Source organism: Neisseria shayeganii (genome assembly GCF_014054965.1).
Taxonomy (GTDB): Bacteria; Pseudomonadota; Gammaproteobacteria; order Burkholderiales; family Neisseriaceae; genus Eikenella; species Eikenella shayeganii.
Genome location: NZ_CP059567.1, coordinates 1,384,026 through 1,399,159, shown reverse-complemented (window position 1 = coordinate 1,399,159; position 15,134 = coordinate 1,384,026). Strand labels below are relative to the sequence as shown.

The 15,134-nt window shown below is 57.7% G+C and carries 14 protein-coding genes; 5 read left to right on the top strand and 9 right to left on the bottom strand.

Translation table 11 applies throughout. The features are described from left to right. Window positions 1–55: 55 nt before the first annotated feature. From H3L94_RS06780 to H3L94_RS06755, 6 genes are all read right to left on the bottom strand, one after another. On the bottom strand, window positions 56–304 hold the full coding sequence (locus tag H3L94_RS06780; protein WP_009118269.1) for an FAD assembly factor SdhE: 249 nt from the start codon (window positions 302–304) through the stop codon (window positions 56–58). Continuing rightward, on the bottom strand, window positions 301–1,005 hold the full coding sequence (locus tag H3L94_RS06775) for a succinate dehydrogenase iron-sulfur subunit (protein WP_009118268.1): 705 nt from the start codon (window positions 1,003–1,005) through the stop codon (window positions 301–303). The genes H3L94_RS06780 and H3L94_RS06775 overlap by 4 nt, the downstream gene beginning before the upstream one ends. Before the next feature lie 21 nt (window positions 1,006–1,026). Continuing rightward, entirely contained in the window at window positions 1,027–2,790 is a 1,764-nt protein-coding gene (gene sdhA, locus H3L94_RS06770) for a succinate dehydrogenase flavoprotein subunit (RefSeq protein WP_182121397.1), read from the bottom strand. Further along, the gene (gene sdhD, locus H3L94_RS06765) at window positions 2,787–3,143 is read right to left on the bottom strand and encodes a succinate dehydrogenase, hydrophobic membrane anchor protein (RefSeq protein ID WP_009118266.1); all 357 of its coding nucleotides are present in this window, start codon (window positions 3,141–3,143) and stop codon (window positions 2,787–2,789) included. Before sdhD ends, sdhA begins: the two co-directional genes overlap by 4 nt. After that, window positions 3,137–3,511: a succinate dehydrogenase, cytochrome b556 subunit gene (gene sdhC, locus H3L94_RS06760; protein ID WP_040660024.1), complete on the bottom strand. Its 375-nt coding sequence runs from the start codon at window positions 3,509–3,511 to the stop codon at window positions 3,137–3,139. Before sdhC ends, sdhD begins: the two co-directional genes overlap by 7 nt. Before the next feature lie 246 nt (window positions 3,512–3,757). After that, window positions 3,758–4,480, bottom strand: coding sequence for a GntR family transcriptional regulator (locus tag H3L94_RS06755; RefSeq protein ID WP_244958725.1), 723 nt, complete (start codon window positions 4,478–4,480; stop codon window positions 3,758–3,760). Between the two features lie 321 nt (window positions 4,481–4,801). On the opposite strand from H3L94_RS06755, the gene H3L94_RS06750 reads away from it, so the two are divergent. Continuing rightward, window positions 4,802–5,779, top strand: coding sequence for a malate dehydrogenase (locus H3L94_RS06750; protein WP_182121395.1), 978 nt, complete (start codon window positions 4,802–4,804; stop codon window positions 5,777–5,779). Between the two features lie 143 nt (window positions 5,780–5,922). On the opposite strand, the gene H3L94_RS06745 is transcribed toward H3L94_RS06750, so the two are convergent. Beyond that, window positions 5,923–7,395: an amino acid permease gene (locus H3L94_RS06745; RefSeq protein WP_182121394.1), complete on the bottom strand. Its 1,473-nt coding sequence runs from the start codon at window positions 7,393–7,395 to the stop codon at window positions 5,923–5,925. Window positions 7,396–7,721: 326 nt separating this feature from the next. Beyond that, window positions 7,722–8,699, bottom strand: coding sequence for a KpsF/GutQ family sugar-phosphate isomerase (locus H3L94_RS06740; RefSeq protein ID WP_182121393.1), 978 nt, complete (start codon window positions 8,697–8,699; stop codon window positions 7,722–7,724). Window positions 8,700–8,788: 89 nt separating this feature from the next. Between H3L94_RS06740 and tal the strand changes: the two genes are divergently transcribed. The 4 genes from tal to htpX all read left to right on the top strand — a co-directional run bounded on the left by tal (window position 8,789) and on the right by htpX (window position 14,081). Then, window positions 8,789–9,844, top strand: coding sequence for a transaldolase (gene tal, locus H3L94_RS06735; protein ID WP_182121392.1), 1,056 nt, complete (start codon window positions 8,789–8,791; stop codon window positions 9,842–9,844). Between the two features lie 370 nt (window positions 9,845–10,214). Then, window positions 10,215–11,480, top strand: a complete 1,266-nt coding sequence (locus tag H3L94_RS06730; protein ID WP_182121391.1) for a YihY family inner membrane protein — start codon at window positions 10,215–10,217, stop codon at window positions 11,478–11,480. 285 nt (window positions 11,481–11,765) lie between these two features. Continuing rightward, window positions 11,766–13,064 carry a M23 family metallopeptidase gene (locus tag H3L94_RS06725; RefSeq protein WP_182121390.1) on the top strand — a complete coding sequence of 433 codons (1,299 nt, stop codon included), beginning with the start codon at window positions 11,766–11,768 and terminating at the stop codon, window positions 13,062–13,064. Window positions 13,065–13,220: 156 nt separating this feature from the next. Beyond that, window positions 13,221–14,081 carry a protease HtpX gene (htpX, locus tag H3L94_RS06720; RefSeq protein WP_182121389.1) on the top strand — a complete coding sequence of 287 codons (861 nt, stop codon included), beginning with the start codon at window positions 13,221–13,223 and terminating at the stop codon, window positions 14,079–14,081. Between the two features lie 335 nt (window positions 14,082–14,416). Here htpX and H3L94_RS06715 read toward each other — a convergent pair whose 3' ends face one another. Beyond that, the gene (locus H3L94_RS06715) at window positions 14,417–15,127 is read right to left on the bottom strand and encodes a CPBP family intramembrane glutamic endopeptidase (protein ID WP_182121388.1); all 711 of its coding nucleotides are present in this window, start codon (window positions 15,125–15,127) and stop codon (window positions 14,417–14,419) included. Between the last annotated feature and the right edge of the window lie 7 nt (window positions 15,128–15,134).

The following is a 15,134-nucleotide window of genomic DNA, read 5'->3' as shown; positions in this document are numbered from 1 at the left end:
GCAGCGTGGAAACGGGAGCCGTGGAAGCCTGTTAACAGGCTCAGCCGCTTCGGCTTTAGGCTTGGCGGATTTTTTCCAGCAGCGGCAGAAAAGCCGGGTTGTCGGGCTGCTCTTTGCCGTTGACCAAGGCGAGAAACACTTGGTCGGGCAGATCTAAAATATCGACAAAAACGGCCAGCTCCGCGTCGCTCAAGTGTGCAAATTCTGTGGCCATGAACCGCCCGAGCACAATATCCAACTCAAGCAGCCCGCGGCGGGTCAGAAAACGGATACGGCGTTTGGCGGTGTCGTCAAAAGCACTCATACGGCACGTTTTAGCATGATTTCTTTGATCTTGCCAATTGCGCGGGTGGGGTTGAGGTGTTTGGGGCACACGTCCACGCAGTTCATGATGGTGTGGCAGCGGAACAGACGGTAGGGGTCGTTCAAGTTGTCCAAACGCTCGTTGGTGATGGTGTCGCGGCTGTCGGCAATGAAGCGGTAAGCGTTCAACAAGCCGGAGGGGCCGACGAATTTATCGGGGTTCCACCAGAATGAGGGGCAGGCCGTCGAGCAGCAGGCGCACAAAATACACTCGTACAAACCGTCCAGCTCTTTGCGCTCTTCCTGAGTTTGCAGGCGTTCGCGCTCGGGCGCGGGGGTGTCGTTCACCACATACGGTTTGATGGAGTGGTACTGTTTGAAGAACTGGGTCATGTCCACGATCAGGTCGCGGATGACCGGCAGGCCGGGCAGGGGGCGCAGCACGATGGGCTGCTTGAGGCTGCGGATGTCGGTCAGGCAGGCCAAGCCGTTTTTACCGTTGATGTTCATGCCGTCGGAGCCGCAGATGCCTTCGCGGCAGGAGCGGCGGAACGACAAACTGTCGTCTTGCGCTTTGAGTTTGACGATGGCATCCAACAGTTTGACGTCGGTAGGCTCGATTTCCAGTTCATAGTCTTTCATGTACGGCTTGGCATCCACATCGGGATTGTAGCGGTACACTTTGAAACGTACTTTTTCCATGGTGTTGTGTTCCTTTGCGCCTTAATAAACCCGTTTGGCCGGCTCGATGTACTCTACTGTGAGCGGTTTGGTATGAACCGGTTTATAGGACAGGCTGTTGTTTTCGGGATGGAACAGGGTGTGTTTCATCCAGTTGTCGTCGTCGCGGTCGGGGTGGTCGTCGGAAGCATGGGCGCCGCGCGATTCTTTGCGGGCTTCGGCGGAAATCAGGGTGGCTTTGGCCACTTCCATCAGGTTGTCCAGCTCCAGCGCTTCGATGCGGGCGGTGTTCCAAACTTGGCTCTTGTCTTGAATTTCGGTGCGCTTGGCACGCTCGGCCAAAGCCAGCACTTTTTCTACGCCCTCTTTCAAGATGGCATCGGTACGGAATACACCGGCATGCAGCTGTACGGTGCGCTGCAACTCATTGCGCAGGGCATCGACGTTCTCGCCGCCGCTTTGGTTGTTCAGGCGATCCAAGCGTTGGCGGGTCAGTTCGCCTGCGTTGGCGGGCAGGTCTTTCCAGTTTTCTTGGCTGCGGACGTATGCCACCATGCTGTCGCCGGCCGATTTGCCGAATACGACCAAGTCGAGCAAAGAGTTGGTGCCCAAGCGGTTGGCGCCGTGTACGGAGGCGCAGGCGCATTCGCCGGCGGCGTACAGGCCGTTTACCACCACTTCGGGGTTGTCTCCTTGGGGCACCACCACTTCGCCTAAGTAGTTGGTGGGAATGCCGCCCATCATGTAGTGGGTGGTGGGCACCACCGGAATCGGGTCTTTAATCGGATCGATGCCGGCAAACTGGATGGAAATCTCGCGGATGCCCGGCAGTTTTTCCATGATTTTCTCGGCGCCGATGTGGTCGATTTTCAGCAGAACGTGGTCTTTTTTCGGACCACAGCCGCGGCCTTCGTAAATTTCCATTGCCATGGCGCGCGACACCACGTCGCGGGAAGCCAAGTCCTTCACCGTTGGCGCGTAACGCTCCATAAAGCGCTCGCCGTTGGCGTTGAGCAGAATGCCGCCTTCGCCGCGCACGCCTTCGGTAATCAAGACGCCGGCACCGGCCACGCCGGTGGGATGGAATTGCCAGAATTCCATGTCTTCCAAGGGGATGCCGGCCCGGGCGCAAATGCCCAAACCGTCACCGGTGTTCATGAAGGCATTGGTAGAGGATGCATAAATACGGCCGGCACCGCCGGTGGCGAACAATACGGCTTTGGCGTGGAAGATGTAAACATCGCCGGTTTCCATTTCCATGGCGGTAACGCCGACGACGTCGCCTTGCTCGTCACGGATCAGGTCGAGTGCGGTCCATTCCACAAAGAATTGGGTGTTGGCGCGCACGTTTTGTTGATAGAGCGTATGCAGCATGGCGTGGCCGGTACGGTCGGCCACCGCGCAAGCGCGTTCCACTGCGCGTTTGCCGTGTTCGGCGGTGTGGCCGCCGAACGGGCGTTGGTAGATTTTGCCGCTTTCCACGCGGTCGAAAGGCATGCCCATGTGCTCCAGCTCAATCACGGCTTCCGGTGCGCGGCGGCACATGAATTCGATGGCGTCTTGGTCGCCCAGCCAGTCGGAGCCTTTGACGGTGTCGTACATGTGCCAGTCCCAGCGGTCTTCCTGCACATTGCCCAAAGAGGCGGAGATGCCGCCTTGGGCCGCAACGGTGTGCGAGCGGGTGGGAAATACTTTAGACAAAACGGCGGTATTCAAGCCGGCTTTAGAGGCCTGCAGGGCGGCACGCAGACCTGCCCCGCCGCCGCCTACGATTACGGCGTCAAACTTGCGAACAGGAAAACTCATACCAACCCCCAAATCACTTTAACAGAATAAATCAAGGCCACAACCAGCCACACGATGGTGGCCACATGAAGAAACAGACGCAGCCCGAACGGTTTGATGTAGTCCATCCACAAATCGCGAATGCCCACCCAGGCATGCAGGAGCAAGGCAATCAGCGTGGTTTGGGTGAAAATTTTCACCCAAGTTTGGGCAAAGAACGCCTGCCAGGCGAGATGGCCGCTTTCCCCTTTGGGCAGGCAAAGCAGGAACACCACGAAGGCAACGGTATAAATCAGCATGAGCACAGCGGTAATGCGCTGCATAGCCCAGTCGCGCAGGCCGTAATGGGCGCCGGCCAGTTTACGGTTTACCATAACACCACCCCCAAAATCACAGTCAATACCAAGGCGGTGACAAACACCAGTTTGGCGGTCAAGCGGGCGGTTTGCAGCGCCAAACCTTTATGGGCGTCCAGCAGCAGGAAGCGGATGCCGGCCAAGGCGTGGTGCAGATAGGCCCACAGCAAAACGATCAGGCCGAGTTTCACCAGCGGGTGGCCGACGAAGGCGCGGTAGGTTTCATAAGCTTCGGCATTGCCCAGCGTGCCGGCGAATAGCCACAATAATAGCGGCAGGCTGACAAAAAGCAGCACGCCGCTGATGCGGTGCAAAATAGACACTATCCCAGGTATCGGCAGGCGGATACTGGGCAGATCCAAGAACACAGGTCTGTTTGTCTGCATGACAACATAATCCTTTAAAACATCGAAAAAAACCGGAAAAACCGGCACCCAAAACCAAAATAGGCGGCCCGCAGGCCGAACATCATCCAAGGCCGTACTTTAACTGTTTTACACGGCATTGAACAGTTTTTATCGATCGCGCAAACAAACGATAAGATTTATTTTTTAAATGTTAAGCGATAGAGGATAAAGGAGGTTATCCGTCTGTGCTTTCAGGTAGCCTGCTGCTTTGCAGGCCAATAACAACTAGGTAGAAGCAGGCAAAATCAGTGCCGTATGTTCCAACAGCATAAAACGGCGGCGCCATTCCAAAATGCGTTTACCACTCTGGCTGATGCGTTCGCAGCGGATGGCAGGTGTATAGGGCGTACTTTTCAATTTGGCGGCGGTTTCCGCATCCAGGCTACCTGAAAAGAGCAGGGTGGGGGCGGGATCCAGCATAAAACCGTATTCGGCCGCCAATAATTGGTAAATGCCCATCCGGCTTTCCAACTGCAAGCGGTTGAGGTCGGGTAAAAGCGGCAGGGGCAGCCAGGCTTCGTCGTAAGCAACGGTTTGGTGGCCGTTGCGCCAAAGCGACTGCACATACCAAATCCGCTCGCCCGCAGCCAGCTGCAAATTGTGGCGGACGGCAGGCGGCGTATTGGCCGCGGCAATGCTGAGGATTTCCTGTTTCGGCCACAGATTGCGACGGCGGGTATGCTCGTCGTGCAGGGGGAAGGCGCCCCACTCGGGGTTGAGGCCGGTCACAAAAGTGCCCACGCCCTGTTGGCGTTGCAATTCACCGCGTGCAGTCATATTGGATAGGGCTTTGCGCACCGTGCCTTGGCTGACGCCGATTTCTGCGGCCAAATCCCACTCGCTGGGGAGGGTGGTGCCGGTTTCCCAGCGGCCCGAGCGGATGTGACCGCTGATGTAAAGCTCCGCCTGTTTGTAAAGCGGCAAGGTGTCTGCTGGGGATTTCGGCATGCGCGGCATTGTACAAGCTTCGTTTGTAAAGTAAAACCCAGTCTTATATAAGACTGGCGGAAAAATATGGTTTTTCATTTTTTTGATACTTATCAATCTGTTCGGATTGTTTTCTAGGAAAGGTTCTGCGGCAGTTTGTACAAAAATCACGGTTTCCGGGGAAATATGTGAAAATATTTGATATGATGCCCCGTCCTCGGCATTGTTCTGATGCCCGACAGTTCTCTGCCCGGCAGCCGGATGCGGCAAGCTGTATGTCGGCCGGCCGTGTTCCCGTTTTCGGGCGGCGCTCACTCTATTTATTTTCTTCAGGAGAAAAACATGAAAGCACCTGTTCGCGTAGCCGTTACCGGCGCGGCCGGCCAAATCGGCTATGCCCTGTTGTTCCGTATCGCCAGCGGCGAAATGCTGGGCAAAGACCAGCCGGTGATTTTGCAACTGCTCGACCTGCCGCAAGCGCAAAACGCAGTAAAAGGCGTGATGATGGAATTGCAGGACTGCGCCTTCCCGTTGTTGGCCGGCATGGTGGCCACCGATGATCCCGAAGTGGCTTTCAAAGATGCGCAAGTGGCGATTTTGGTGGGTGCCCGTCCGCGCGGGCCGGGCATGGAGCGTGCCGATTTGCTGCAGGCCAATGCGCAAATCTTTACCGTACAAGGTGCTGCCCTAAACAAAGTGGCCGACCGCAATGTGAAAGTATTGGTGGTGGGCAATCCGGCCAATACCAATGCCTACATCGCCATGAAGTCTGCGCCCGATCTGCCGGCGAAAAACTTCACCGCCATGCTGCGTCTTGACCACAACCGTGCCGCCAGCCAGATTGCCGAGAAAACTGGCAAAGCCGTGGGCGACATCGAAAAACTGTGCGTGTGGGGCAACCACTCGCCCACCATGTATGCCGATTACCGCTTCGCCACCATCAACGGCGAGAGCGTGAAAGACATGATCAACGACCAAGAATGGAACGCCAATGTGTTCCTGCCCACCGTGGGCAAACGCGGTGCCGCCATTATTGAAGCGCGCGGCCTGTCTTCCGCCGCTTCTGCCGCCAACGCCGCCATCGACCACATCCGCGACTGGTGGTTGGGCAGCAACGGTAAATGGGTCACCATGGGCGTGCCTTCCGACGGCTCTTACGGCATCCCCGAAGGTGTGATGTTCGGTTTTCCGGTTACTTGCGAGAACGGCGAATACCAAATCGTGCAAGGTTTGGAAATCGACGGCTTCAGTCAAGAGCGCATCAATCTGACGCTGAAAGAGCTGGAAGAAGAGCGCGACGGCGTGAAAGATTTGCTGTAATCGCGGCATTGAACTGAATGAAGGCTACCTGAAAACGGGCTGTGCAGAAACTGGCGCAGCTTGTTTTCAGGTAGCCTTTTGTTTTGTTTCGGTATGCTGAACGGCTTGTATGGAAAATGCTTCAGGTAACCTGAAGTATTTGTCTAATCGGCATGGCGGCTTAAGTTGACTGCGTTTAAAGGCACTTTGCGGGTGCGGTAACGCAGCTTGTGGTAGAGATAGAAGCCGAAGAATACGGGCAGGCCCATATAGGTGATCAGCAGGCGGCCGGCATCGAATTCGCCGCGCAGCAGCCATTGGGTGTCTTGGCCGAGGATGACCAGCACGCACAGTGCCAAGGCCAGTAGCGGGCCGAAGGGAAACCATTTGGCGCGGTATGCCAACTCTTCCAGTTTGCCGCCTTGGGCCAAGTAGGCGCGGCGGAAGCGGTAGTGGCTGAGGGCAATGCCCAGCCAGGCGATAAAGCCGGTGAGGCCGGAAGCGGCCACAATGTATTCGTAAGCGCCGTCGCTCACCATCTGCACCAGAAAAATCAGCAGGGCCACGGCGCCGGTGGCGAATAGGGCGCTCATCGGTACGCCGTATCCGTTGACCCGGCCGAAGGCGGAATAGGCCATGCCGCTGTTGCCCATGGCATACAGCATGCGGGTGGAGGCGTACATACCCGAATTGCCGGCCGATAAAATCGACGACAAAATTACCGCATTCATCACCGCGGCGGCAAAAGCCAGGCCGGCCCGTTCGAAAACCAAGGTGAAGGGCGATTTGGCGATTTCGTCCACATCGGCGCCCAAAAGATCGGGGCTGGTATAGGGAATCAGCAGGCCGATCACCAGAATGGCCAGCACATAGAAAATCAGGATGCGCCAGAAAACCTGTTTGACGGCTTTGGGAATGCTGTGCTGCGGGTTTTCCGATTCGCCGGCGGTGATGCCGATCAGCTCGGTGCCTTGGAAGGAGAAGCCGGCAATCAGAAACACGCCCAGTGCGGTAAAGAAGCCGCCGGAAAAACCCTCGCCCAAAAACGGCGCATCGCCGGCGGTAAAGTTGCTCAGGCCCACATATTGGCCGCCCAAAATGCCGAGAATGGTGAGCACGCCCACGGCCAGAAACACCACCACGGTGATCACTTTGATTAAGGCAAACCAGTATTCGGATTCGCCGTAAGCTTTTACAGATAGGGTGTTGAGCAGGAAAATCAGACCGAAAAACAGCAGGCTCCAGCCCCAAGGCGGCAGAAAGCGCATCGGTTCCCAATAGGTGATCACCAGCGCGGCAATCGAAATATCGGCCGCCACCGTGATTACCCAGTTGAACCAGTAATTCCAGCCCAAAGCAAAGCCGAGTGAGGGATCGACAAAGCGGGCGGCATAGGTGGCAAATGAGCCGGAGGTGGGCAGATAGGTGGCCATTTCGCCCAATGAAGTCATCAGGAAATACACCATCAGGCCGATGGCGGCGTAGGCCAGTAGCGCGCCGCCGGGGCCGGCTTCGTGAATGGCGCTGCCGCTGGCCATAAACAGGCCGGTGCCGATGCTGCCGCCGATGGCAATCATCGAAAGATGGCGGGTTTTGAGATGGCGGCGGACGCCGGCGGCGGGCGGGGTGTCTTTCATGCGTAAACTCGGCAGTAAAATGAATGGGGAAGGGCGGCGGATTATATCTTTGAAACGGCGTGGCCGGTATCGGATTTCAGGCTACCTGAAAGGTGTTCAGGTAGCCTGATGGTTTCGCAAGCAGCCGATTCGCCCTGCGCGTTTCTGCCCAAGAAGACCATCCGCTTGCTTAGCCGGTATGAGAGTTGCCTGCCCAACGAGGATGTCCGGCGGTGATGTTGATTGTACTGCCTCTTAAACAGTCTCTACATCTGGGGGACAAGGGTTTTAGCCTGTGTAGATGGAGGCCCGAGCAAGGGCTGTCGGCGCAGCGGGCAGCCTGAAAGTTACACGATGCGGGCTTTCAGCAGGTCGTGCATATTGAGTGCGCCGATGAGTTTGCCTTCGGTGTCGGTGACCAACAGGCCGTTGACGCGGTTTTGCTGCATGGTTTTCACCGCCTCGGTGGCCAGCTTGTCGGCGGTGATGGTTTTGGGGCGGGTGCCCATGACGTCGGCTGCGGTCAGGCCGTGCAATTCGCGGCCGAGTTGGAATTGGCGGCGCAGGTCGCCGTCGGTGAAAATGCCTTTCAGGTAGCCTGCTTGGTCGGTCACCGCCACCATGCCCAAGCCTTTTTCGCTCATGCGCACAATCAGGTCGGCAAACGGGGTGTCGGGCCGCACCACGGGCAGTGCTTCACCGTGGTGCATCACGTCGGAGACGTGCAGCAGCAGGCGTTTGCCCAAGCTGCCGGCCGGGTGGCTGAGGGCGAAGTCGTCGGGCGTGAAGGCGCGGGCGCGCAGCAGGGCCACCGCCAGCGCGTCGCCCAAGGCGAGCACCGCCGTGGTGCTGCTGGTGGGGGCGAGGCCGTGCGGGCAGGCTTCCTGCGGCACGGCCACGGTTAAATGGATGTCGGCATGGCGCGCCAGTGTGGATTCGGGGCGGGCGGTAAGGGCAATCAGGGTGGCGTTTTTACGTTTGAGCGCCGGCATGATGGCCAAGAGTTCGTCGCTTTCGCCGGAATTGGAAATCGCCAGCACCACGTCGCCGTCCACAATCATGCCCAAGTCGCCGTGTGCGGCTTCAGCCGGGTGGACGAAAAAGGCGGGTGTGCCGGTGGAAGCTAGGGTGGCGGCGATTTTGCGGCCGATGTGGCCGCTTTTGCCCATACCGCTCACCACTACGCGCCCGGGGCAGTCTAAAATGGCGCGGCAGGCGAGGGGAAAGTTGTGGTCGAGGTCATCGGCAAGGGCGCGGAGGGCGTCGGCTTCAATGGCGAGCACTTCGCGCGCCCAGGCGAGAAAAGATTGCGGATCGGTGGTCATGACGGGCTTTCGGCATCCGGCTTGCGGCGGCAGCCGGAATCGGGTAAGTTGTTTGCGCTTTGAAAACGCTTTACGGAGGTCAGGATTTTATGGGCATTTTGCAGGAAGTCAAACAGCACGGCCAACAAATCTGGTTGGATAATTTGTCGCGCTCGCTGATCCGCAGCGGCGGCTTGGCCGAGATGCTGCGCCAAGGCGTAAGCGGCGTGACCTCCAATCCGGCTATTTTCGAGAAAGCGTTTGCTTCGGACGTTTGCTATGCGGAGGAGGTGGCGCAGCTCAAACAGCGAGATGTGAGCCCGAAAGCGCGTTATGAGACCCTGGCGGTGGCCGATGTGCAGGCTGCTTGCGATGTCTGCCTGGCCGAATATGAGGCTTCCGGCGGCAGCGGCGGCTTGGTCAGCTTGGAAGTGGCGCCGGAGTTGGCCCACGACGCTGCGGCCACGGTGGCCGAGGCAAAACGGCTGTGGGCCCTGATCAAGCGTCCGAACGCCATGATTAAGGTGCCGGCCACCGATGCCGGTTTGACCGCCTTAACCTTTTTGGTGGCCGAGGGCATCCAGGTGAATCTGACCCTGCTGTTTTCACGCCGCCAAGTACAGGCGGCTTATGCGGCCTATGTGGAAGGCATACTCGCGCGGTTGAGTGCCGGCGGCGAAGTGGGCGGCATTCAGGTGGTGGCCAGCTTTTTTATTTCGCGTATTGATGCCGCGCTGGATGCCACCTTGCCGACACACTTACAGGGCCAAACCGCGATTGCGCTGGCCAAAGCGGCTTACCGCGACTGGCAGCAGTATTTTTCCGCCCCCGACTGGCTGGCTTTGCAACAGCAAGGCGCGCAAGCGCCGCGTCTGCTGTGGGCCAGCACCGGCGTGAAAAATCCGGCTTATCCGGCCACCTTGTATGTGGACAGCCTCATCGGCATGCAGACGGTAAACACCGTACCGGAAGCCACCCTAAACGCTTTCTTGGCGCACGGCAAGGCAGAAGCGAGTTTGGTCCGCGCTGTTGCCGAGGCCGAGACGGTGTTGGCTGAGGTGGCCGCGCTGGGCGTGGACCTTGAAGTGTTGGCCGCCCGTTTGCAGGACGACGGCTTGAAACAGTTTGAGGCCGCTTTTGAACGGCTGTTGGCCCCCTTGGCTTAGCTGCTTGCTTTACAGGCTGAAACCTTTGCAAACCCCCATCTGCGGCGCATTTCTGCGTTGTGTGCTGCTCGCTCGCTTGCCTATCGTGTGATATGTCTGTCCCACAGGGATTCCTGGCGTTCACACTCGCTGCGCTGCTACGCCTTGAACTGCATCCACATCTGGGTGGTTGCAAAGGTCTCAGGCTACCTGAAAACCTTTCAGGTAGCCTGTGGGGTGCCGAAGCCGTTAAACGACGGCCAAATTTCTTCAGGCTGCTTGAAAAATATTCAGGTAGCCTGATTTTATGGCCTTGCCCTTGATAAAAGCAGCAGCAAGGCTGCCTGTTATTTTCTACACAACATACAGACACAACACACAGAAAGACCGCATGTCATTCAAAAAATCGTTTCAGCGCTTCGGCCGCAGCCGTTCTTGGGCTTTTGCCCGTTTTCTTTACGACCGCTTCAACGAAGTCAACGTACCGCAGGTGTCCTCCAGCCTTACCTTTACTACCTTGCTGGCCTTGGTGCCGCTGATTACGGTGATGCTGGTGGTGGTGTCGGCGTTTCCCATGTTTGCCGACGTTTCCGCGCAGTTCAATCAGCTGATCACGCAAACGCTGATGCCGGCCGGCGCCGATGCGGTGAGCGAATACCTGTTTCAGTTCCGCGACCAAGCCAGCAAGCTGACCGCCATCGGTATCATCATGATGATGGTGACCTCGCTGATGCTGATCCAAACCATCGAACGCACCTTCAATCAGATTTGGCGGGTCAACAGCACGCGCAATGTGCTCACCCGTTTTTTGGTGTATTGGGCTTTGCTCAGTCTCGGCCCCTTGGTGTTGGGCATCGGCATGTCCGCCTGGGGCGTGGTGTGGGCGCGTACCAGCTTCTATCTCAATTATCCGCTGTTGGCCAATACCGTGCAGTTGCTGGTGTCGCTGGTGGGTTCGGCCGCCGCTTTGTGGCTGCTGTATAAACTGGTGCCGGCGCGTTTTGTTCCCGCCCGCCATGCCCTGATCGGCGCCGTATTCGCGGCCGTGGGTTTGGAATTGTTGCGCCGCGGTTTCGCCTTTTATGTGGGCAACTTCAACAGCTACCAGCTGGTGTACGGCACCTTCGCCGCGATTCCGATTTTCCTGCTGTGGTTGAACCTGATGTGGATGGTGATCCTCACCGGTGCGGTGTTGACGGCTTCGCTGTCTTACTGGGAAGGCGATGCCTTCCGCCGCGAGTTCGGCAACGGCGGCCGTTTCGACGATGTGTTGAAAGTATTGCTGTTGCTCAGCCAGGCGCAAGACAAAGGCCAGAGCATCAAAATCCAGGAGTTCCGCAGCCACATCAATATGGGTTACGACGAATTGGGCGATTTGCTGGAAAAACTGGCGCTCAAAGGCTACATCACGCAAAGCCGGCACGGCAACTGGCTCTTGAAAACCGCGCCGGAGCACATCCGCGTGGGCGAGTTGTTCAGCCTGTTTGTTTACCGCAGCAGCGACAACGAAAAGGACGATGTCGGCCGCGCCGTGCAGCAGGTGATGGAGCCGGCCTTGGCCGCCACCGACATGACGCTGGCGGAATTTATCTGCCGCGCAGAGTCAGCTCCCGATGTTGATCTGCCTGTTTTTGTGGCCGAAGGCGACAAAAAATAAGCCGCTTATTTCGCATTTACATATTTTTTCAGGTAGCCTGGTTTCGCGGTGCAGGCTACCTGAAGTCTTTGTTAACACGAATTTCATGCGCATTTACCTGCCTGTTTGATACGTAAAATGCCGCAAAATCAGCAAGGTTGGCTCTGGTTTTTGGCTTAAAATGGCACCATTATTGCTACTGGTGCCGGATTCCCGCTGTAAGCAGCAAGAGATAAGTCCGGCCAGCAGTTGCCCGTCCGTTTTGATGATGTTTGAGCGGGACGAGTCCCGGCCACAGGAATACGCATGACCGATTCACCATCTATCTGGCGCCGCCGCCGAGTCCGTTTGGCTCTGTTGGCAGCCGTTCTGCCTTTTAGCGGCATCGTTGCCGCTTATGCCCTCAGCGAACCGCCCGCCGCGGTACCGGCTCATGAAAGCAAGCGGGTATTGGAAACCCTGCCTTCCGTTTATGTCCGCGGCACCCCGCCCGCCGCCAGCTACTGGCGCGACGAGGTGGTGCAAGCGGGCGACAACCTCAGCCTGGTATTGGGCCGCTTCGGCATTGACGAGCGCCACATTCAAAACATTCTGCGCGAGAGCCCCATCGACACCAAACTGCTGCAGTTGCGCCCCGATCAGGTGATCAGCATGCAGATTGATACGCGCGGCAATCCCACCCACGTTCAGTTTTTTAATGATGACGACAACGGCGAGCGCAATTTGATTGCGCTGGAGCTGGCCGACGGCCATTGGCGCGCCCAAGTGGGCGAGGTGCAAACCGAAACCATGCCCAGCCTGAAAGCGGTGGTCATCAAATCTTCGCTCACCGGCTCGTTGGCGCAGGCCGGCATTCCGGTGGAAGTGCGTGAATCGCTGAAAGAGATTTTCAGCGACAGTTTGGATCTGAGCAAATTGGAGCGCGGTGATACCGTGCGCGTGCTGTATGACAGCATGTATTTCCGCGGCCAGGAGCTGGCCACCGGCGATATTTTGAGCGCGGAAATCACCCATAAAGGCGAGTTGTACCGCGCCTATTATTTCGGTGAAGACGGTGGCGGCCAGTATTACGATGCCAAGGGCCAGCCTTTGAAAAAAGGTTTTGAAACCCAGCCGGTGGCGGGCAGCCGCATCAGTTCGCCTTACGGCTTGCGCATCCATCCCGTCTTGGGTGGCTTGCGTATGCACACCGGTATCGACTATGCTGCCCCCACCGGTACGCCGATTCGTGCGCCTTCCGCAGGCGTGGTGGAGTTCCGCGGGTGGAAAGGCGGTTACGGCAACACCGTGGTTTTGCGCCACAACAGCAGCATGGAAACCCTGTATGCCCACATGAGCGCCTTTTCCACCACTGCTGCGCCGGGAATGCGCGTAGCGGCGGGAGAAATCATCGGCTACGTGGGCAGTACCGGCCGTTCCACCGGTCCGCACCTGCATTACGAGGTGCGCCTCAACGGCCAGCCAGTGAACCCGGTGGCGGTTGCGTTGCCGGCGAAAAAGCTGAATGCGCAAGAGTTGGCCAAATTCCGCCAAACCCAGGCGCATTTGGAAGCCACCTTGTCGCCGCTGCGCCATGTCGGGCAGACCATCGCCCAAGTGGATTGATGCTGCTTGGGTCTGTTCGGCCAGTACCGCATAACAATATCCGTCCACAGCCCGCCTGCCAGGCCAGCTGAACAGCCATCTTCTCGTCTCCGGGCAGTTGGCGCGGAATTTTTCACACACAACCCGGCCACCGGCCGCTACCGAAATTTAGATACCGTGAAACGCATTTTTCTTTTTATGGCCACCAATCTGGCCGTTCTGTTCGTTCTCAGCCTGATCTTGGGCTTATTGGGCATTAATCCGCAAGAAATGTACGGCATGCTGTTGATGTCGGCCGTGATCGGTTTTTCCGGTTCGCTGATTTCCCTGTTTACCTCAAAAAGCAGTGCCAAGCGTGCGGTAGGCGCTTATGTGATTACCCAGCCGCGCAGCGAAACCGAGGCTTGGCTGCTGGCGGTGGTGGAGGCGCAGGCCAAACAATGGAATCTGCAAATGCCCGAAGTGGCCGTGTATGCTTCGCCCGAGCCGAACGCCTTCGCCACCGGCGCCAGCCGCAACAAATCTTTGGTGGCGGTGAGTACCGGCCTGCTGGAGCGCATGAGCCGCGACGAAGTGGAAGCCGTGTTGGCGCATGAAATGGCGCACGTCGGCAACGGCGACATGGTCACGCTCACCCTGATTCAAGGCGTGGTGAATACTTTTGTGATCTTCTTATCCCGCCTGATTGCCAATGTGGTGGCCGCCGGCCGCACTCGGGATGGACGTGGGCACCAGCAGGGCAATTATGGCGTTTATATTTTGGTGAATTCGGTGTTGCAGCTGGTGTTCGGTTTTCTGGCCAGCCTGATTGTGATGTGGTTCAGCCGCCAGCGCGAATACCGTGCCGATGCCGGCGCCGCCAAGCTGGTGGGCGCGCCGAAAATGATTGCCGCGCTGCAACGCCTGAAAGGCAGCGAAAGCCGTTTGCCGCAAGAGATGACCGCGATGGGCATCGCCGGCGACAAATTCAAATCGCTGCTCAGCACCCATCCTTCGCTGGATGATCGGATTGCCCGTTTGCAGCAAGGCGGGATGTAAACGGAACCCCGGAGCAGGATAAATCGTCTCGGCTTACAACCATTGGATTGTGTGATGGAGCGCCAGAATAAGCATCAGGCTACCTGAAAAAGTTTCAGGTAGCCTGATGCTTTTGCAAAACTATTCCTACTCTACTTATCTGATGTGTCTGCCTTACGAGACTTCTGCGACCGCACGTGCCGCACTGTTGCGATGGGGCTGGGCAAAGGGCATTGGTGTGACTTGATGGCGGCTGCTTTCAATACATCAATGCACCTAGCCTTGGTTTATTGGCCGGCACCGCTTCTTGAGGTAAGCAAACAGAATCAGGACTCTTGAATGACGGCAGAAGCTATTTATTGTTGCGGGAAATAAAATGCGGCTATCCCGAGTAGGTTGTTGAGGGCATGAACGAGAACCGGGTAGCGCAGCTGGCGGGTGTGCAGATAAGCGCCGCCGAGCACGCAGCCCATGCAGAAATACAGCAGAAAGCCGGGTTCGGTGGGCAGGGCGTGGACCGCGGCGAACAGCAGCGCAGAAAATGCCAGCAGGGCATAGCGTTTGCCGCGCTGCTCCAGCCGGCCGAAGCCGCTGAAGAAAATGCCGCGGAACAGCAACTCTTCGGCCACTGGCGCAAACAGCACCGAATGGACAGCTAGCAACAGCGGCATTTGCCTGAATAAGGCTTCCAGCGCCTGCTGGTTGGCCAGGTTTTCCCAGCCGGGCAGGCCGAGTGCCGAGCAGACGGCTTCATACACCGGAGATAAAGCCAGTAGCAGGCCGAGATAGACCGCTGACCAAAGCAGTTGGCGCCCGACCGATGGCGTTTGCGCGGGGGCGGCGAAGTGCTCCGGCTGGGTGCGGCGGCGGTAAATGCGCCAAAACCAGAATGCCATGCCCGCTGCGCTCAGGGCATAAACCAGGCTGCCGCACACAATCAGCGCGGTGCGGAAACCGCCTTCCTGCAAGGCGCTGCTGAACTGGATCAGAAAAGACAGCAGAATAATCGGCAGATTGATCAGCAACAGGAGGCCGATAAAGGCGAAAGGCGGGGCAAGACGGTGCATAGCGGTG